This window comes from Streptomyces sp. Rer75, assembly GCF_013414305.1.
GTDB lineage: Bacteria > Actinomycetota > Actinomycetes > Streptomycetales > Streptomycetaceae > Streptomyces > Streptomyces himastatinicus.
Genome location: NZ_CP058693.1, coordinates 8,219,361 through 8,236,502, shown reverse-complemented (window position 1 = coordinate 8,236,502; position 17,142 = coordinate 8,219,361). Strand labels below are relative to the sequence as shown.

General features: G+C 69.8%; 17 protein-coding genes. 8 read left to right on the top strand and 9 right to left on the bottom strand.

Features of this window, described 5'->3' with window-relative positions; genetic code table 11:
* Positions 1 to 45: 45 nt before the first annotated feature.
* From HYQ63_RS35530 to HYQ63_RS35515, 4 genes are all read right to left on the bottom strand, one after another.
* Positions 46 to 621, bottom strand: coding sequence for a DUF305 domain-containing protein (locus HYQ63_RS35530; RefSeq protein WP_306664859.1), 576 nt, complete (start codon positions 619 to 621; stop codon positions 46 to 48).
* A gap of 230 nt (positions 622 to 851) precedes the next feature.
* Positions 852 to 1,361 carry an isoprenylcysteine carboxylmethyltransferase family protein gene (locus HYQ63_RS35525; RefSeq protein WP_257232336.1) on the bottom strand — a complete coding sequence of 170 codons (510 nt, stop codon included), beginning with the start codon at positions 1,359 to 1,361 and terminating at the stop codon, positions 852 to 854.
* A 46-nt stretch (positions 1,362 to 1,407) separates the two neighbouring features.
* Positions 1,408 to 1,677 (bottom strand): hypothetical protein, encoded by a 270-nt coding sequence (locus tag HYQ63_RS35520; protein WP_179937833.1) that lies wholly within the window; start codon positions 1,675 to 1,677, stop codon positions 1,408 to 1,410.
* 30 nt (positions 1,678 to 1,707) lie between these two features.
* The gene (locus HYQ63_RS35515) at positions 1,708 to 1,965 is read right to left on the bottom strand and encodes a DUF2933 domain-containing protein (protein ID WP_179937832.1); all 258 of its coding nucleotides are present in this window, start codon (positions 1,963 to 1,965) and stop codon (positions 1,708 to 1,710) included.
* 273 nt (positions 1,966 to 2,238) lie between these two features.
* Here HYQ63_RS35515 and HYQ63_RS35510 point away from each other — a divergent pair, with 273 nt between their 5' ends.
* The 3 genes from HYQ63_RS35510 to HYQ63_RS35500 all read left to right on the top strand — a co-directional run bounded on the left by HYQ63_RS35510 (position 2,239) and on the right by HYQ63_RS35500 (position 6,391).
* Complete coding sequence (locus HYQ63_RS35510) at positions 2,239 to 5,037, top strand: heavy metal translocating P-type ATPase (RefSeq protein ID WP_179937831.1); 2,799 nt, start codon at positions 2,239 to 2,241, stop codon at positions 5,035 to 5,037.
* Positions 5,034 to 5,357, top strand: coding sequence for a metal-sensitive transcriptional regulator (locus tag HYQ63_RS35505; RefSeq protein ID WP_179937830.1), 324 nt, complete (start codon positions 5,034 to 5,036; stop codon positions 5,355 to 5,357). The genes HYQ63_RS35510 and HYQ63_RS35505 overlap by 4 nt, the downstream gene beginning before the upstream one ends.
* Positions 5,358 to 5,791: 434 nt before the next feature.
* Entirely contained in the window at positions 5,792 to 6,391 is a 600-nt protein-coding gene (locus tag HYQ63_RS35500; RefSeq protein ID WP_179937829.1) for a hypothetical protein, read from the top strand.
* Between the two features lie 63 nt (positions 6,392 to 6,454).
* Here HYQ63_RS35500 and HYQ63_RS35495 read toward each other — a convergent pair whose 3' ends face one another.
* Entirely contained in the window at positions 6,455 to 7,129 is a 675-nt protein-coding gene (locus HYQ63_RS35495; RefSeq protein ID WP_179937828.1) for a CBS domain-containing protein, read from the bottom strand.
* On the opposite strand from HYQ63_RS35495, the gene HYQ63_RS46150 reads away from it, so the two are divergent.
* Entirely contained in the window at positions 7,047 to 7,547 is a 501-nt protein-coding gene (locus tag HYQ63_RS46150; protein ID WP_373689174.1) for a DUF1918 domain-containing protein, read from the top strand. The two genes, HYQ63_RS35495 and HYQ63_RS46150, sit on opposite strands and share 83 nt — an antisense overlap.
* A complete protein-coding gene (locus HYQ63_RS35485; protein ID WP_257232335.1) occupies positions 7,544 to 8,536 on the top strand; it encodes a nitroreductase family protein in 993 nt (330 codons plus the stop codon). Before HYQ63_RS46150 ends, HYQ63_RS35485 begins: the two co-directional genes overlap by 4 nt.
* Positions 8,537 to 8,565: 29 nt before the next feature.
* Here the strand turns inward: HYQ63_RS35485 and HYQ63_RS35480 are convergent, their stop codons facing one another.
* Together HYQ63_RS35480 and HYQ63_RS35475 are read right to left on the bottom strand one after the other, a co-directional pair.
* The gene (locus tag HYQ63_RS35480; protein WP_179937826.1) at positions 8,566 to 9,237 is read right to left on the bottom strand and encodes a CBS domain-containing protein; all 672 of its coding nucleotides are present in this window, start codon (positions 9,235 to 9,237) and stop codon (positions 8,566 to 8,568) included.
* A 98-nt stretch (positions 9,238 to 9,335) separates the two neighbouring features.
* Entirely contained in the window at positions 9,336 to 10,193 is an 858-nt protein-coding gene (locus HYQ63_RS35475) for a universal stress protein (protein WP_179940843.1), read from the bottom strand.
* 149 nt (positions 10,194 to 10,342) lie between these two features.
* Between HYQ63_RS35475 and HYQ63_RS35470 the strand changes: the two genes are divergently transcribed.
* Positions 10,343 to 11,545: an MFS transporter gene (locus HYQ63_RS35470; RefSeq protein WP_257232334.1), complete on the top strand. Its 1,203-nt coding sequence runs from the start codon at positions 10,343 to 10,345 to the stop codon at positions 11,543 to 11,545.
* Positions 11,546 to 11,601: 56 nt separating this feature from the next.
* Here the strand turns inward: HYQ63_RS35470 and HYQ63_RS35465 are convergent, their stop codons facing one another.
* Positions 11,602 to 14,001, bottom strand: coding sequence for a glycoside hydrolase family 65 protein (locus HYQ63_RS35465; RefSeq protein ID WP_179937825.1), 2,400 nt, complete (start codon positions 13,999 to 14,001; stop codon positions 11,602 to 11,604).
* Between the two features lie 153 nt (positions 14,002 to 14,154).
* Between HYQ63_RS35465 and HYQ63_RS35460 the strand changes: the two genes are divergently transcribed.
* Complete coding sequence (locus HYQ63_RS35460) at positions 14,155 to 15,510, top strand: nicotinate phosphoribosyltransferase (protein WP_179940839.1); 1,356 nt, start codon at positions 14,155 to 14,157, stop codon at positions 15,508 to 15,510.
* A 207-nt stretch (positions 15,511 to 15,717) separates the two neighbouring features.
* The gene (locus tag HYQ63_RS35455) at positions 15,718 to 16,596 is read left to right on the top strand and encodes a potassium channel family protein (RefSeq protein ID WP_179937824.1); all 879 of its coding nucleotides are present in this window, start codon (positions 15,718 to 15,720) and stop codon (positions 16,594 to 16,596) included.
* A 318-nt stretch (positions 16,597 to 16,914) separates the two neighbouring features.
* Here the strand turns inward: HYQ63_RS35455 and HYQ63_RS35450 are convergent, their stop codons facing one another.
* A complete protein-coding gene (locus HYQ63_RS35450) occupies positions 16,915 to 17,052 on the bottom strand; it encodes a hypothetical protein (protein ID WP_179937823.1) in 138 nt (45 codons plus the stop codon).
* Positions 17,053 to 17,142 lie beyond the last annotated feature (90 nt).

Sequence of the window (17,142 nt, the reverse complement as noted above, 5' to 3'; positions counted from 1 at the left end):
CGGTGGTTGTGGGGCGCCGCCCACTTCGGCGTGCGCGTGATGGGATCAGCTGGTGCCGAGCATCTTCCGCATCTGGGTGATCTGCGCGGTCTGGGTGGTGATGATGTCACCGGCGAGGGTTCTGGCGGGGCCATGGGCGCCCTGCTTCTTCTCGGTCTCGGCGATATCGATCGCGCCCTGGTGGTGCTTGATCATCATGGTCAGGAACATGGTGTCGAAGGCTTTGCCGGGAGCGTGCGTCATGTCGCGCATCTGCTGCTCGTCCATCATGCCGGGCATGCTGGGCGTCGCGGAGGGGCTTCGGTGGCCCATGCCGGGCATGGTCCTCCCCTCGGGGACCTTCTCACCCCAGGATTTCAGCCAGCCGGTCATGGTCTTGATCTCCGGTTTCTGCTCCTTTTCGATCTTTACCGCGAGGGCTTTCACGTCGCTGGTGTGCGCGTGTTCCTGGGCCATGTCGGCCATCTCAATGGCTTGGCGGTGGTGCACGATCATCTGCTGGGCGAAGGTGACATCGGCCTGGTTGTGCCGACCTGTGGCTGTCGCTGCCGGAGCGGATGCGGTGGAGGCCACCTCGGTTTTGTCGTTGCCGCCGCACGCGCCCAGCGCCAGCGCGGTCACGGCCGTGAGGGAGGCCAGGGTGGTACGGCGCAGGAGTGGGCGGGCTGCGGTCATGGCCGGATGTTCTCCAGGTTGGGGCGGCCCGGGGGCGGGGGGTGAGAGGCCGGGGCAGTCTGGGACAGCTCATGTTGACCTGCCGGGTCCTGCCTTGGGGCTCGAACGCGCGGGTTGGCGAATGAACTACCCGGGTGGACCAGTCATTTCGTCTGAACGGAAAGGGGGAATGCCGTTCAGTGTGCTCGCCGGTTGTTCGCGGCCGCTCCGGTGGCCATGGTCGGGGTCCGGCTGTGGGCGGGGCTGCGGTGCCGGGGTGGGCGACGGGGCCAGAAGGTGGGGGTGCGGGCGGCGTAGGCGGCCCACTGGTCGCCGGATTTCTCGGCGACTTCGCGTTCCTCGCTGCGGGCCAGGCGGACGTAGACGTACACCATGATCGGGAGCATGATCAGGGTGGGGATGGTGGGCCGCTGGAGCAGGAATCCGATCATGACGAGCAGGAGGCCGTCGTACTGCGGGTGCCTCACCCAGGCGTAGGGGCCGGTGGTGGCGAGCTTGTCGTGCTGGGCGGCGGTGTGCAGGTGTCGCCAGGCGGCGGCGATCAGCCAGAAGCCGCCGCCGATGGCGATGTAGCCGGCCAGGTGGAAGGGGCTCAGGTGCGGGTCGCCGGACCAGCCGGTCAGGTCGTTCCACAGGTGTCCGCCGGCGTGGGTGTCGTGCAGCAGCGGGAACTGGGTGCCCAGCACGACAAGCTCGCCACCAGCGGCCACAGGCCGTACGCGGCGTCAGCCATTATCGTCTCCTTGCCGTCGCCTCCTGATGGGCGGTGCGCTGTCCGTGAGCGATCAGACTCATCCGCCGCTGGTAGTCGGCGGTGTCGATCCGGCCGTGCCGCCGCAGTCCGGCGCACCACCGCTCCGTGGCTTCCAAGGCCGCGCGCCGGCCGCACAGTCGGGCCAGCGGCGGCCAGCGCCATTCGCCCAGGGTGATCAGGCGGCCCACGTCGTAAAGGACGGCCGCCAGGATCAGGACCCCGATCACGATGGCCACCACGGCGTCCACGACCGTTCTCGCCTTGCCACCCCTCGGCTACTACTGGCGCCGGGAGCCGGGGGGCTGATCGCCGCGATGCAGCCGATCGTCCTGGTCCGCGTCGTGGTGGGAGGCATCGTGCTGCTGGCCGCCGTGTACGCCTCGCATCATGAAGAACATCATCAGCGGACAGGCCAGGACGACGCCGAGCAGGATCAGGGTCTGCACCGGCAGGCCGAGTGCCAGGGCGCCGACGATGCCGATGGCGAGCGCGATGGCGTACAGGCCGTAGTTTTTCTTTCTCTGCTCTTTGTTCATGTGCCGGGCCATTCTTCAAGAGAAGGTCCGCCCGGGGAGAGGGGACGCCGTGGTCCCCTGGCTCTCAGTGCGGAGGCGGGGGCCGGGCGGCAGCGGACGTGTACTGCTGGTGCGGACGGCTCACGGAGCGGTAGGTCTCCCTGCTGCCATGGTCCACCGTGCCGCGTGGGTATGCAGGGGTCGGCCGGTACCTGCCTGGTGGGTCGGTGAGCCCATACCGGGTACGGGTGGCCACGAGGGATCCTGGGAACCAAGGGCGGAAGGATCTCTGCCATGAACGTTTTGGATCTCGTGGTCATCGCCACCTCTCTGATCCTGATCGTCGCGTTGAGCTGGTATTTTTTCGGGCCGCGACGAGCCCGCACGGCAACCGTCGAGGGTGGTGTGCAGCGTGTGGGCGTCAGGGTGCGCGGCGGCTACAGTCCGAACGTCATCCGGGTGCGCCAGGGCATGCCGGTGGAGATGGTCTTCGACCGGCAGGAGTCCGGGGAGTGCACTTCGCGGGTAGTCTTTCCCGACCTTCGGATCAGCGCGGGCCTGCCCGCCCACGCGCGTACCACCGTGCGGCTCCTGCCCGAGCAGGCCGGGTCCTTCGGCTTCGTGTGCGGGATGAACATGATCCGCGGAACGCTGCTGGTCGACCCGGCCGATCCCCCGCAAGGCGGGCGGGCTTCCCCCGACGGTGGCCGGGGCGAGGCCGCCATCGCGACCCGGCCGGCCGTCGGATCGTCGGAGGACGGGAGTGCGGCGGACGCGGAAGCGGCGGAGGCCGCCGAGCGGCGTGCGGAGATCCGTGATCTGACCCGGCGGGTCGTGGTGGGCGCCGTGCTGACGCTGCCGGTGCTGATCGCGGTCATGGCACACGAACTGTTCGGCGCGGGCTGGGTGCCGGGGTGGATGCTGGACCACTGGCTCCAGCTGGCGCTGATCACTCCGGTGATGTTCTACACCGGCCGCCCGATCCACACCACCGGCTGGCTGGCCCTGCGGCACCGCTCCGCGGACATGAACTCCTTGATCACCCTGGGCACCACGGCCGCCTACGGTTACAGCCTGCTGATCACCCTCGCCCCGTTCCTCTTCCCGTCCGAGGTCCGCGCGGTGTACTTCGAGGCGGTCGGGGTGATCCTCACCCTGATCCTGCTGGGCCGACTGCTGGAGGCCCGGGCCAAGGCAGGCACTGGCGAGGCCATCCGGGCCCTGCTCGGGCTGCGGGCCCGCACCGCCCGCGTGCTGCGCAACGGTACCCAGGTGGAGATCCCGGTCGACGAGGTCGCCGTCGGTGACGTACTGATGATCCGCCCCGGGGAGAAGGTGCCGGTCGACAGCGAGGTTCTCTCGGGCGCCTCGGCGGTGGACGAATCCATGGTCACCGGCGAACCGATGCCGGTCACCAAACACGCCGGGGACACCGTCATCGGCGCCACCGTCAACGGCACCGGGTCCCTGCGCGTACGCGCGGACAAGGTCGGCGCCGACACCATGCTGGCCCAGATCATCCGCCTCGTTCAGCAGGCCCAGGCGTCCAAAGCCCCCATCCAGCGGCTCGCCGACGCCGTGTCCGCCTACTTCGTCCCCGCCGTGATCACCATCGCGGTCGCCACCTTCGCCGTCTGGTTCACCCTCGGCCCCGCCCCGGCCCTGACCCTGGCCCTGGTCTCGGCCGTCGCCGTGCTGATCATCGCCTGCCCCTGCGCTCTGGGACTGGCCACCCCGCTGTCGGTCATGGTCGGCACCGGCAAGGGCGCCCAGGCAGGCATCCTCATCCGCTCGGCCGAAGCCCTGGAGACCGCCCACAAGCTGGACACCATCGTGCTGGACAAGACCGGCACCGTCACCGAAGGCAAGCCCGTTCTCACCGACGTGCACCCCATCGACGGCGGCTTCAAGGAGAACGAGCTGCTGGCGCTGGCGGCAGCCGCCGAGGACATGAGCGAGCATCCCCTCGCGGCCGCGATCGTGGCCGGCGCCCGGCAGCGGGATCTGGCCGTCCCGACGGCCGATGGCTTCGACTCGATCACCGGCAAAGGCGCGCGCGCCACCGCCGACGGCCACACCATCCTGGTCGGCACCGCCCGCCTGCTCGGCGACGCCCACGTCGACACCGGAGCCCTCCAACCCGTGGCAACGGACCTGTCGGCCCAGGGCAAGACCCCGGTCTTCGCCGCCGTCGACGGAGCACCCGTCGGCGTACTCGCCGTCGCCGACACCGTCAAAGACGACTCCACCGCCGCCATCGCCGCTCTGCGTCGGCTCGGCCTGGAGGTGGTCGTCATCACCGGCGACAACGCCCGCACCGCCGAAGCCGTCGCCAGCCAGGTCGGGGTACGCCGGGTGCTCGCCGAGGTACTGCCCGAGCACAAGGCCGACGAAATCCGCCGCCTGCAAGGCGAGGGCCGCACGGTCGGCATGGTCGGCGACGGCATCAACGACGCCCCCGCCCTGGCCGCGGCCGACGTCGGACTCGCCATCGGCACCGGCACCGATGTCGCCATCGAAGCCGCCGACATCACCATCATCTCGGGCTCCCTCACCGGCGTGGTCACCGCCATCCAGCTCTCCCGGGCCACCATGCGCAACATCCGGCAGAACCTGTTCTTCGCCCTGATCTACAACGCCATCGGCATCCCCATCGCCGCCGGCGCCCTCTACCCCCTGTGGGGCATCCGCCTCAGCCCTGTCATCGCCGCGGCCGCCATGGCCCTGTCCTCTCTGTCGGTGGTCACCAACGCCAACCGCCTGCGCCACTGGCACACCACCCCACTACCGGCCGCCGCACCTACCGGAGCCGGCCCCCTCGTCGGATCAACCACCCACCACGCCACCACGCGGCCCGCGGCAGCCAGGGACGACCGACAGCCGCACCACCAGCACGGCCACGAGGCAGCAACAGACGTCGACCCCGTATGCGGCATGCCCTTGGACCCCACCACCGCCGCCGAACGCCGCGACACCCCGCACGGCCTTTATGCCTTCTGCTCCGCACACTGCGCGGCCGCTTTCGACGCCGCCCCCGACCGCTACCGCACTCAGACCACGAACGGCACCCGCGAAGGAGGCCCACCACGATGACCACCACCTCCGACCACGGCGCCACCCCAGCGCCGGCACCACCCGGGTACACCAACCACAAGCCCGACCACCTGGCCCGGTTGCACAAAATCGAAGGCCAGACCCGCGGCGTCACACGCATGGTCACCGACAACCGGTACTGCATCGACGTCCTCACCCAGATCAGCGCTGTCACCCATGCTCTGCAGGAAGTCGCCCTCGGCATCATGGACGACCACGTACGGCACTGCGTCACCACCGCCGTCCAAGCAGACCCGGCCCACGGTCAGGACAAGCTCGACGAACTCACCCTCGCACTGCGCCGCACACTCCGACTGTGAGTGCTGCACAAGCCGCCGTGCATTGCCCGCTGACAGGGTGCTCTGCAGACCCCACAGGGTGTCCCACAGCCGGTCGTTGCTCACGCAGCCGCCCGGCCGCCGCGTGGGACAACGCCTTCGGCCCTTCTCCGGTCGTCCCAGCCCACGCGTCCAGCCACGCCGTCAGCTCGTCACGCACCTCGGCGAAGCAAGCTCCCGGTATTGCGCTGATCGTTGCGGCTTCGGCGTGCGCGAGCACGCCCCTACGGCGGACGCCGCAGGGGCAATCAGGGGTGTCGCGGTGAGCGTCGACACCAATAAACCGCTTCGCCCATAGTCGTGGTCGTCCGCGCCTCGTCAGACTGGCCCGGGACAGCAGGACCTGCGTATCCGGCTTCGGCGCGGGACCATGGCCATGTGAGGGGTTCGGTGAAGCGAGTTCCGAGGACCGGACCATGGACCGAGAGCAACGCCGCGGCGCGCACGGGCTCGGCATCCGCACGTATATGCGGCAATCCGCGTCCGGAAACCCCTTGCTGCGCCGCTCCGACCGTGTCCAGTTCTGGGTGTCCGTCCTGCTGACGGCCCTTCTGGCCGTCGGCCTTCCTGCCGCGTCCCTGATCGCCGGATGGGCGGCCTACGAGTCCCAGATGCACACGGCGCAGGTCCAGGCGGCACAACGCCACCAGGTCACCGCACGTCTGGCGAGCGGGCCCATGGACATGGGGACCGGCGGGCAGTTTGGTCGGGTTCGCTGGACCGACGAGGACGGCACGGAACGGACAGTTGTCACCCGCGTGGAACGCGGCACGCCTCGGGGCGCGAACGTGAAGGTCTGGGTGGACCGCCAGGGAGACCTCGTCGAAGCACCGTTGCGGCCGGCTGTCGCGCGGACCACCGGATGGATCGCGGGCAGCGTCTCGGCGGGAGCCGTGGCCCTCGTCGTCCTCAACGTCCACAGGGGCATCGCCTGTGCGATGGACCGACGCAAGCACGCCCAGTGGGCCGCCGAATGGGACCGGCTGGAACCCCGGTGGTCCCGAAGGCTTCCCTGAAGGTGCGACAGAGGGATCACACCCACACAAACATCGCCCGCCTTCGCGACCGCATCCGACGCTTCACACCACCGCGGAAGGGCCCTGCGTGTCATCGGTGCGGAAGGAAACGCGCTCGCTGACCGAGACCACCCCGTCCACGCCCTGGCACAGCCGGACGATGATCGGAATCATGCTCCGCATCTCCACCGATCCACTCAGCGTGACCTCGCCTTCCCGCACCTCGACCGTCACGGACGAGGGAGCCAGCCGGAGAGTCCGGCTCAGCACATCACGGCAGATCTCGTCGTGGATCGCGTCGTCGTGGCGCAGGAAGATCCGCAGCAGATCACCACGGCTGACGATGCCCAGCAACGTGTCGGTCTCGTCCACGACAGGAAGCCTTTTGATGTCGTGGATGGCCATCAGGCGAGCGGCCTCGGCGGCCGTCCACTCGGGACGTACGCACACAGCAGGGGCTGACATCAGCTCCTCCGCCCTCGCTCCCTCGGTCTTCGCCCGCTCCCATGCCTCCGAATGCGGGAGCAGTACCCGGCCGGACGTATCGGCCTGGCCCGACACCTTGCGCAGCAGGTCCGCCTCGGACACCACGCCCATCGGACGGCCGGAAGCATCCACGACCGGAACCGCCGTGACGTCGTTCTCCGCGAGGAGCATGACGAGTTCCTTGAACGGCATGTCGCGCGGCGCCCGGACCACCCCGCGGGTCATGAGTTCTCCGACTGTTCTGTGGTGCATCTGCCGCCTCCTTCCGGGCTCCTGGAGCCCCGTCGGCTTCCCGGCTGCCGAGCGTGGCAACTCATGGTGGCCTCCACATGGGCTTCACGGCCCATCCGGTCGGCCATTCGGCCCAGGACAGCACTCACCCGCCGTGCCATGGTGGAGAAGGACGGAGAAGGGAACCGGAAAGGCGGGACCACCGATGCGTGCTCATGTCGGTGACCAACTGATCATCGAAAGCCCGACCACCGGCGCTGCCAGGCGGGACGGTGAGATCGTCGGACTCCACCATGACGACGGAACGCCTCCCTATGACGTGCGATGGTCGGACTCGGATCGAGTCAGCCTCGTGTTCCCGGGTCCGGACGCACACATTCACCACATCGAGCACGTGTCGGAAAGACCTCGGGGCCCCGCGGCCCCCGGACATCAGTGAGTGTTCAACCGCCGGCCGACGAGGTCGTCACGGCTCTGGTGCGGGACGCCACAGCGGCCCCGTCGATGCACAATGCCCAGCCGTGGCGGTTCCAGTACTTCCGGGGCAGGCGCGTCTTCCACCTCCGGGGAGACCTCCGTGGTTCCCTGCCGCATTCCGACCCGGAGCAGCGCGCCCTGCACGTCGGGTGCGGCGCGGCCCTGATGAATCTGCGGGTCGCGGTCGCGCACGAGGGCTGGCAGGCGACCACCCGGTTGCTTCCCGTTCCGGCAGATCCGATGTTGCTGGCCTCCGTGGCACTGACCGGCCCGCTCGACGGCGGTGACGACGATCCGGCTGCCCTGTACCCCGCCGTGCGCACCCGGCACACCAGCCGTTATCCCTTCGCGGAGACGCCCCTACCCGATTCCGTGCGGACCGCCCTCGCGGACGCCGCACGCCGGGAGCACGTCTCGCTGTCCTTCGCGTCGGGATGGCACCTGCAGGCCGTCCTGGACCTGGCGCTGGAGGCTGAAGCCCGCAATCTCACCGATTCCGGCGTCGCGGCGGACCTGGCCCGCTTCACCCGCAGGGCGGACGATACCCGGCCTGCCACTGAAGGAGTTCCGGAGCACGCCTTCGGGCCCCGCCGGCGCATCGGCAAGGCTCCCATGCGGGACTTCGCGGGCGGCGAACCGGTCCCCGGCCGCCCGGCCGCCGACTTCGAGACCACCCCCCATCTGGCCCTGCTGAGCACCGGACGCGACCGGCCGGAGGACTGGCTGCGCACCGGCCAGGCGATGGAACGGGTGCTGCTCCAGGCCACGATCGAAGGACTTGCCACTTCGTTCGTCACCCAGGCCCTGGAATGGCACGACCTGCGCTGGCCGCTGCGCGACCCGATATCGGGGTCGGCCTACGTGCAGATGGTGCTGCGGCTGGGTTACGGCCGGCCTGGCACGCAGACCCCGCGTCGGCCGGTCCCTGACGTGCTGGACATCGAGCCGTAGCCCGCTTACACCGTCGCGAAGGCTGCACTTCAGGACGGACTCTCCGCCCCAGCGTGTCCAGGGGCCCTGAAGTGGCATTCGACATCCACGACGCCCTCCACAGCCCGGGCAAGGCGCGCGGCCACAGGAATCAGAGCGGTGTCGTGCAACTCTCCGCTGAGGGTGACCACGCCCTCGTTCACCCGCACGTGGACGTCATGCCCGAGCCCGGGGAAGAGACAGGACACCACCGTGCGGCGGACCTCCTCCTCGATGTCCTCGTCCGCCCGGAGGAAGACCTTCAGCAGATCGCCCCGGCTGACGATCCCCCGCAACATCCCCTCGGCGTCGACCACGGGAAGCCGCTTGACCCGCCTGACGGCCATGACCCGGGCCGCCTCGGCCAAGGTGGCGTCCGTGTGCACGGTCACCGCCGGGGTGCTCATCAGCTCCTCCGCCGTCACCGCCCTCGCCTTCGCGAGGTCGGGCAGACGCCGCATCTGCTCGAAACGATCCGGATCGCTGTCCCGGAGCTCTTCCTTGGGCAGTAGGTCCGCCTCGGAGACGACTCCGACCACACGCCCCTCGCCCTCCAGCACCGGCATGGCGCTCACCCGCCACTGGCCCAGGGTCTGCACGATTTCCTTGAACGGCGCGTCCCGCCCGACAGCGACGACCGTTCGCGTCATCACATCGCTCACGATGTGCGGAGTCTCAGGCACAGGACCCCTCCTCCTCTCGTCGGTTCCACCCGTCGTCTCAGATCGCGCGTCGCCGACACGGCGCAGCGCGGCGCCGCGGACGGGCGGTTGCCCCACCGTCATTCATGAGGAACCACGGCAACCGGACAGGCGGCGTGGTGCACGGCCGCCTGCACCACAGGGCCAAGGCGGGGGCCGAGGGTGGGTGGGTGTTTTCGCCGTCCCACCATCAGCAGATCACTGTCGGCCGCGGCCCGTACCACCGCCTGGGCGGGGCTCTCCAGCCGGATTTCGTCGATGACCCGCACCCGGGGAAACTTCTCGCGCCACGGCCGCAGCACCTCGTCGAGTTCCTGTCGCGCCTGCTCCGCGAGGTCCCGGGCCACGTCGGCCTCCGCGCCGCGGGCGGCGGTGTACGCCTGGCCAGGTTTTCTTCCGTGGACGGCGTGCAGCGGGACACCACGGGTGAAGGCGGTGACGTAGGCGAACTCGAGCAGGTTGTCCTGGGGACCGTGCAAGCTCAGGCCCACGACCACCTGCCGTCGGCGCCCCTCCGCCGCCCGGTCCCCGCGGACCAGCACCACGGCCCGCTCCGCCCGGCCGACGACCTGCAATCCGATGTCGCCCAGGAAAAAGCTCGCCACCCGGTCCAGCCCCCGGGAACCGAGTACCAGCATCCGCGACCGCGCGGCCGCGTCGAGCAGGGCCGTCTCGGCCTCTTCCGCGACCAGATCCTCCATGATGGTCAGTCGCGGATGGAGGCCGGACAGTTCCGTGTGTGCTTCGTGCACGATCCGCCGCGCCCAGTAGTTCTGCTCGTCCGCCGCGGGACTGTCGGGAGTGGGCGGTGACAGCAGGATCCACGCGTGCGTCAGACGCAACGCCAGTTCACGCCGCTCCGCCTCCTCTGCGGCCCAGCGAGCGGCGGCCAGACTCTCGGCCGAACCGTCGAGGCCCACGGTGACCACTTGTTCCATGGCGGTTGCCTCGTCTCCCAAGGAACACCTCTCCACACACGGAGTACCCCCAAGCGTTCAAACCACCACCCCGGTCGACGGGTGTGGCAACCCGTTCGGACGCGCGGCCACGCCGCTGGGACGGGAACGTCTTGTACGGGAGGAGGAACATGAACAGCCACGTACCGCGGACGGACCACGCGACGCCACCTCCCCGGCTGTCCTGGATGCTCGCCCTTGCCACGCTCGGATTCTTGGTCTCGTTCTGGGCGTGGTCCCTGCTCGCCCCGCTCGCACCGGCCCTCCGGCAGGAACTCGGCCTCACGCCCTTCCAGCAGTCCTTGGTGGTGGCCACACCCGTGCTCGTCGGTTCGCTCGGCCGGATCCCCATCGGGGCGCTCACCGACCGTGTCGGCGCCCGGGTGATGTTCCCACTCGTCACCGCCGCGACCATCCTGCCCGTGCTCTATCTCGGGCACGCGGCCGACTCTCTGGCCGAGGTGCTCGTGGGCGGGTTCCTCCTCGGGCTGGGCGGCACGACGTTCGCGATCGGCGTCCCCTTCGTCAACTCGTGGTATCCGCCAGGGCGGCGGGGGCTGGCCCTCGGGGTCTTCGGCATCGGCACAGGCGGAACGGCCATCTCCGCCTTCACCACCGTGCAGCTCACCGATGCCGTTGGCCGGAACTTCCCGTTCGACCTGGTCGCGGTCCTCCTGGCGGTGTACGCCCTCACGGCCTGCCTCTTCCTTCGCGACAACCCCGGACGTGCCGTCACGGCGGAATCGCTGTTGGCCCGCACGGCGGCCACGCTGCGTATGGCCGTCGCCTGGCAGACGGCCCTCCTCTACGCCGTGTCCTTCGGCGGCTTCGTCGCCTTCAGCGTGTATCTGCCCACGTATCTCACCACCGCCTTCGGGCTCGAACGCTCGGACGCAGCCACACGCACGGCTGGCTTCGTCCTGCTGGCCGTCGCCATGCGCCCGGTGGGCGGGTGGCTGTCCGACCGGGTGCGCCCGGTTCCGGTTCTGGTGACGGCTTACGCTATGGTGGCCGCCCTCGCGCTCGTCGCCGCGACAGAGGCCCCCTTGGTCCCTCTCGGCACGATTTCCTTCCTGGGCATGGCCGCCGCGCTGGGCGCCGGTGCCGGCGCCGTCTTCGCCCTCGTCGCCCGCTTGGTGCCCCCGGAGCGTGTCGGCTCCGTCACTGGCGTGGTCGGCGCCGCGGGCGGGCTCGGCGGTTTCTTCCCCCCGCTGGTGATGGGGGTGGTGAACAGTGTCACTCGCGACTTCACCTGGGGATACGTCCTGCTGGCCGCCACGGCGGCCGTCGCCGGAGTGTTCACCGCCACCGTCGTACGCCGCCGCACCCGATGACCCGGAAGCCGCCGGAATGGCATCCACGGCCCCGGCGAGTCGCGGGCTCGACTGCGTCAGCGGTGGGGCAACCGCAGGGCGTGGCTCTGGCCGGGTGCGAGGGTCACCGTCCGGTCGGGGAGTACCAGCCGGATCGGCTCGTGATCGGAGTCCGGAACGGCGATGCGCAGCCGGCCGCGGTCCAGGCGGAGGCTCACTCCCCAATGGCCGCGGTAGCGGAGGGAGAAGCGGAAGGCAGGCATTTCGGGCAGCGGGGCCGGGTCCAGATGGAGTGCCCCGTCGTGAGAGCGCAGTCCGGTCAGTCCGCGCTGGACCAGGTCCAGGGTGCCGGCCATGGCGCCGAGGTGGATGCCTTCAGGGGTGGTTCCGCCCTGGATGTCGGCGACATCGGATTCCAGCGCCTGGAGGCAGTACTCCCAGGCCGCCGAGCGCTTGGTCCGGGCGAGCACCCAGCCGTGCACCAGGCTGCTGAGGGTGGAGCCGTGGCTGGTGCGGTTCAGGTAGTAGTCCACGGTGCGGCGCCAGACCGTGTCGTCCACGGTGTATCCGAGTGCCCGGAAGAGCGCGGCCAGTTCCTCCGGTGCGAAGAGGTATCCGAGCATGAGGACATCGGCCTGCTTAGATGCCTGGTAGCGGTTGACCGAGTCGCCCTCGGCCTCGAGGATGCGGTCGAGGCGGCGGATGTCCCGGTACGTGGCGCGGTAGGCGCCCCAATCCAGCTCGGCCAGCTCCCCGTAGCGGTCGAACTGGCTGATGACCCCGGCGTGGAAGGGCACATACAGCCGCCGCGAGATCTCCTCCCAGCGGGCGAGTTCGGCGTCGTCCAGGGCCAGCCGCTCCAGCAGCTCCTGCCGCCGCCACACCGGCAGGCCGCGGGCGAGTTCGAGTGCCCGGCCGAGCACCCAGGCGGCGGTGACGTTGGTGTACGCGTTGTCGTCCAGCCCCGGCCGGGGGCTGTCCGGGTATGCGTCGTGGTATTCGTCCGGGCCGACCACTCCGCGGATCCGGTAGCGGCCGAGCGCGGTGTCCAGGTCAGCCAGGCTGCCCCAGAAGCGGGCGATCTGCAGGATCATCTCGGCGCCCTTGGTGTGCAGGAACTCGGTGTCCCCGCTGGCCTCGCAGTACTGCCACACGTCGTACGCCACCGCGGAGTTCACATGGTGCTGTAGCCGGGAGTGGTCCGGCAGCCAGTGGCCCGACAGGGGGTTGAGGTGCAGTCGCGGTGTCTCCTCACGGCCGTCGCTGCCGCTCTGCCAGGGGTACATCGCTCCTCGGTGTCCCGTCTCCCGGGCGGCGCGGCACGCCTGCGGCAGACGCCGGTGACGGTAGGTGAGCAGGCCTCGGGAGACTTCGGGGAAGTGCAGGTTCAGGTAAGGCAGGACGAACAGCTCGTCCCAGAAGACATGCCCCCGGTACGCCTCGCCGTGCAGACCGCGCGCCGGGACGCCCACGTCCAGGTCGGCCGTGTGTGGCGAGAGGGTCTGGAGCACGTGGAAGAGATGGAGCCGCAGGATGCGGCCGGGCTCTCCCGGCACGTCGAGTTCGGCGCGCCGCCAAAGCCGGGCCCAGGCCGCTTCGTGTGAGGCGCGCAGCTCGGGGAAGTCGCCAGCCGTCGTCGCCCGTTCCACCGCCGCCTGTAGCGGATCGCCGATCGCCAGGTCGCGGGAGGTGTGCAGTGCCACGATCTTGTCGATCACGACTGGGCGGCCGGGTTCGACGGAGATCGTCAGCGTGTGTACCGCCCGCCGCCGACCGGGCCTGAGGTGGTATGACAGCGGCTCCGCCCCCGTGACCCGGGTCTGCGCAGCCAGCGCGATACGGATGTCCGACGTTCGGGTCCGGCAACGCAGCCACGCAGTGCCGGACCCGGACGTACCGGTGCGCAGCCCGGTCAGGTGACGCTCCCCGAGACCCTCGTAGCGGCGCACGTTGGTGTTACGCACATCTCCGTCCAGGGCCGACTCGACCTCGACCCGTACCGCCCGGTCCTCCGCCGTGAGGACGGTCCGCAGCGCGGCGAGGTGGGGATCACCCATGTGGACCAGCCGGTGCTGCTCCACCCCCAGCCGGTGCCCGCCAGGGCCGCGATAGGCGACGGTCCGGGTAAGGGTCCCCGCTCGCATGTCCAGGACCTGCCGGTAGTCGAGCGGCACGCGGGTGTCCGGGGACAGCCACGCTCCGACGGTGCCGTCATCGGACAGTGTCCGGAAGCGCAGCGGCATCCAGTTCGGCAGATTGACCAGGTCCTCGTTCTCGACCTCGCGTCCCGCAACGGCGGAGCGCAACCAGTTGTAACACCCGGCCACGTACGTGCCGGGATAGTGCACCGGCCCGGCGCGGCTCTCGGGCGCCGCGCCGCGGGTCGCCGTATAGCCGTTGCCGAGGGTGCACAGCACCTCCCGCAGCCGTTCGGCGGCCGGGTCATAGCCGCGGTACTCCCAGGTCCACTCCGGCATGGGGCGCTCATCTCCTCGTCCCATGATGGGAACGCCGCCCCGACGGCGCATGCCGACCGACCAGGGCGGCGGGGTCCTTCGGCCCATGGCCGATCCGATCCCGCCGGTCCGATGCTGGACACCGGGCGGCCGGGAGACGAGGCGGTGAACGAGATGTCCGACGCGACCACCACCGACCTGTACGAGGTCACGATGGCGATGGCGTACCTGGAGGAAGGAATGACGGCCCCGGCCACGTTCAGTCTCTTCGTACGGGACATGCCGCCCGGACGCGGCTTCCTTGTCAGCGCGGGCCTGGAGTCGGCACTGGACTTCCTCTCCGCCTTCCGTGTCGGCCCCGAGGACACGCGTACATTCGCGGAGGTACTGCACCGTCCGCCCAGCGACCTGGCAGCCCTGACCGGCCTGGAGTTCACCGGCGAGGTCCGGGCGGTGCCCGAGGGCCGGGTCGTGCTGGCTGGGGAACCGCTGCTGGAGATCACCGCGCCACTCCCCCAGGCCCAGCTGGTGGAGACGTACGTGCTCAATCAGCTCAGCCACCAGACCGCGATCGCCTCGAAGGCCGCGCGCTGTGTCCTCGCGGCGTCGGGCCACCCTGTCGTGGACTTCTCCTTGCGGCGGACACACGGGCCGGAGGCAGGATTCCAGTGCGCCAGGCTGGGCGCGATGACGGGATTCGCGGGCACCAGCAACGTGGCCGCGGCGGCCGCCTGCGGTCTGCCGGCCATCGGCACGATGGCCCACTCGTTCGTGGAGGCGTTCGGCTCGGAAGAGGAGGCGTTCCGCGCTTTCGCCCGCACTCATCCCGGACCGGTGACGCTGCTGGTGGACACGTACGACACCCGGCAGGGCGTCCGCACGGCGGCGCGCGTGCTGCACGGCCTGGGACGCGGCCCCGGTTCGGCGGTTCGGCTCGACAGCGGCGACCTCGGCGCGCTGGCGAGCGAGGCCCGCACGATCCTGGACACCGCTGGGCTGCGGGAGGTGCGCATCGTCGCCAGTGGCAGCCTGGATGAGTACGCGGTGGACCGGCTGGTCCGCTCGCGGGCCCCGATCGACGTCTACGCGGTGGGAACGCGGGTCGGCGTCTCCGCCGACGCCCCCTACCTGGACTCCGCGTACAAGATGGTCCAGTACGACGGGCGGCCGGTGATGAAGCTCTCCGCGGCCAAGGTGACCGCTCCGGGGCCGAAACAGGTCTACCGCCGCCCGGGATACTCCGATCTGATCGCCCTCAGCGACGAACCGCCTCCACCCGACAGCCACCCCGTGCTGGAAACGGTGATGCACCACGGACGGCGCAGCGCCCCCCGCTCCACGCTCGCGGAGAGCCGTGAGCGCCTGAACACCGATCTGGCCGAGCTACCCCTCGCCGCCCGGCTCATCGAGCATCCGATCGCGCCGCAAGCCGTCCCCTCCACATCGCTGACCGCGCTCACCCGGCGAGTACGCGACGCATGTCGCGGTCCGGGCGCGCTCGAGTGCCCGCCGAGAACCGGACAGCGGTGACATTGGTATACGTGATGTCGCCCCGACCGGGAGGCGTCGAGACGATCCGTCGCGGCGAGCCTGCGTCCCCCGGTAGATCACAGACGCATAGGCTCATGTGGCGAGGGGCTCCTCCCGCAAAGCGGTCCAGAAGCCCAGCAGCAGCGACCGAGGGCTCTCAGGCCGACCCTCGGTCCACCACACCGAACAGCGCCGTGGGAGACGGGCATGGATTGGTTGGTCTCCTTCATCGGGGCCGCGTTGGTCATGGCCGCACTGCGAGACCTGTTCCACACGCTCTGGCACCCGACTCGCCGGGGAGGCTTGAGCCGCCTGGTCATGTCGGCATTGTGGAAAGCGTCCCAGCGTGTCCCCGCCCGCAAACGGGTCGCAGGGCTCGTCGGACCGCTCGCCATGGTCACCGTGGTCGTGATGTGGGCCTGCACCATCATCCTGGGGTGGGCCATCATCTACTGGCCCCACATGCCGGAGGCGTTCTCCTTCGGAAGCGGCCTGAAAGCTGCCCAGCACGCGGACCTGCTGGACGCCCTCTACGTCTCACTCGTCACCATCGCCACCCTCGGGCTCGGGGACATCGTGCCGACCGAGGACTGGCTGCGCATCGTAGCGCCGCTGGAAGCTCTCATCGGCTTCGCGCTGCTGACTGCCACGGTCACCTGGGTACTCGAGATCTACCCGGCACTCGCCCGCAGGAGGGTCCTGGCGATCCGCTTGGCGCTGCTGCGCCAAGCGGCCCCTTCGGCTCACCAGCTGGACTGCGCTCTCGGAGCCTCGTTGTTGGAGAGTCTGGCCACCGAAGTGGTGCGCATCCGTGTCGACTTCACCCAATACGCCGAGGCCTACTACTTCCACGACGGTGAGAACCACGCGTCGCTGGCGGCCAGTGTCGGCTACGCCACCGACCTGGCCCAGCGCGGGCAAACGGCACATGGTTCCGATGTGCGTCTGGCAGCGTCCATGCTCGCCGGGGCTCTGCAGTCCCTCGCCGCGGTCCTCGACGAGCACTTCCTCCATACAGGCGGAACATCGGCAGAGATCTTTGCCGCTTACGCGAGGGATCACGGCCTCGGCCCTCCCGAGCCCTGACCGGGTAACGTACAGCTCACCGACACCACTTTCCGCAGAACTTCGCAGGCGCGGACTTCGCGATAGTGGCCGTCATCGCAGCGGCCGCATCCCATACCTTCCACGGCACAGGGCAGGTGGGTGCCGACGGCTGGCGCGCAGGCAGGTTTCCGGAGCCCGGCCAGGAAGTGTGGCGGCGAAGCCCAGTGCCGCCGTCCGAGATGGAAGAGTCGTCCAAGCGGGCAACGGAGGTGTCGAAGTAGAGCAGCACGTTCGTGCAGTGCCAGGGCGTGAGGGCCCCGGGTTCCTCGCCGAAGGGTTCCAGTAGCGCGGCCGGATTCAAGAGATCAACGCAGGCGGGTCTGCAGTTGCGGCGAGTTCGCGCGGGCTGACGTTGAGGTCCGAGCGGATCGCGACAGCCGCGGGCGTGGTGGAGCCGTCCCGCTTCGTCAGGATGAACGCGATGACGTTGACCACCGGGTCAACGCTGCCGCCCGGGGCTTGCCGGATGACGGCGACGCCCCGCGGTTGCCGCAGTGGTCACAGGCCAAGGTGGAATTTTGGCCG

Coding starts and splice junctions, on each gene's coding strand:
- HYQ63_RS35470 (WP_257232334.1), top strand. CDS start 10,343: ATGAACAGCCACGTACCGCGGACGGACCACGCGACGCCACCTCCCCGG.
- HYQ63_RS35505 (WP_179937830.1), top strand. CDS start 5,034: ATGACCACCACCTCCGACCACGGCGCCACCCCAGCGCCGGCACCACCC.
- HYQ63_RS35510 (WP_179937831.1), top strand. CDS start 2,239: ATGAACGTTTTGGATCTCGTGGTCATCGCCACCTCTCTGATCCTGATC.
- HYQ63_RS35460 (WP_179940839.1), top strand. CDS start 14,155: ATGTCCGACGCGACCACCACCGACCTGTACGAGGTCACGATGGCGATG.
- HYQ63_RS35465 (WP_179937825.1), bottom strand. CDS start 14,001: ATGCCGGAGTGGACCTGGGAGTACCGCGGCTATGACCCGGCCGCCGAA.
- HYQ63_RS35515 (WP_179937832.1), bottom strand. CDS start 1,965: ATGAACAAAGAGCAGAGAAAGAAAAACTACGGCCTGTACGCCATCGCG.
- HYQ63_RS35475 (WP_179940843.1), bottom strand. CDS start 10,193: ATGGAACAAGTGGTCACCGTGGGCCTCGACGGTTCGGCCGAGAGTCTG.
- HYQ63_RS35455 (WP_179937824.1), top strand. CDS start 15,718: ATGGATTGGTTGGTCTCCTTCATCGGGGCCGCGTTGGTCATGGCCGCA.
- HYQ63_RS35500 (WP_179937829.1), top strand. CDS start 5,792: ATGGACCGAGAGCAACGCCGCGGCGCGCACGGGCTCGGCATCCGCACG.
- HYQ63_RS46150 (WP_373689174.1), top strand. CDS start 7,047: ATGACGAGTTCCTTGAACGGCATGTCGCGCGGCGCCCGGACCACCCCG.
- HYQ63_RS35495 (WP_179937828.1), bottom strand. CDS start 7,129: ATGCACCACAGAACAGTCGGAGAACTCATGACCCGCGGGGTGGTCCGG.